This window comes from Nocardia sp. 852002-51101_SCH5132738 (assembly GCF_001665695.1).
In the GTDB taxonomy this organism is placed as follows: Bacteria; Actinomycetota; Actinomycetes; order Mycobacteriales; family Mycobacteriaceae; genus Nocardia; species Nocardia nova.
In genome coordinates this window covers 1-516 of record NZ_LZML01000043.1, presented here as the reverse complement: position 1 = coordinate 516, position 516 = coordinate 1, and the positions used below count along the sequence as shown (strand labels likewise).

General features: G+C 62.4%; 1 protein-coding gene. It reads right to left on the bottom strand.

Annotated features, from left to right (window positions below; translation table 11 throughout):
- Positions 1–171: 171 nt before the first annotated feature.
- Positions 172–516 (bottom strand): ATP-binding protein (locus A5789_RS06660; protein WP_197516563.1); only part of this gene is annotated, 345 nt, incomplete at its 5' end.

Genomic DNA, 516 nt, shown 5'->3' with positions numbered 1-516 from the left:
AACCTCCGCCGGGCCACGACCGGAAACCGCGAACCCCTATAATCAGGACCGCTCACGGGTGGGGCATTTCGATGAGCCCGGCTGGGGAGATTCGGTGAGCGCAGTCAGCTGACGAGGCTCAAGAAACTTCCCCAGTGGTGCTCATCGAAATTCCCCACCCGTGAGGCGGTTCTACTGTAGCGGCCGGCGGATGGTTCCGGAGGCCGTGCGGTGGTTTTCTGATCGGGCATGGTGGTCTCGCAGGCGGTAGGAATCGCCGTCGAGTTTGAGGACCACCGAGCGATGTAGGAGCCGGTCGAGCATGGCCGCGGCGACAGTGTTATCGCCGAGGATCTCGCCCCAGGATCCGACGCCGCGGTTGGTGGTGATCGCGATCGAGGTCTTCAAATATCGTTGCGACACAACTTGAAACAATGCTGAAGCCGCCTCTGCCGGTAATGGCAGATAGCCCAGTTCGTCGATCACCAGCAGCGCTGGTCCGGCGTAGAACCGCATGGTGGTGGCCCACCGGCCCTC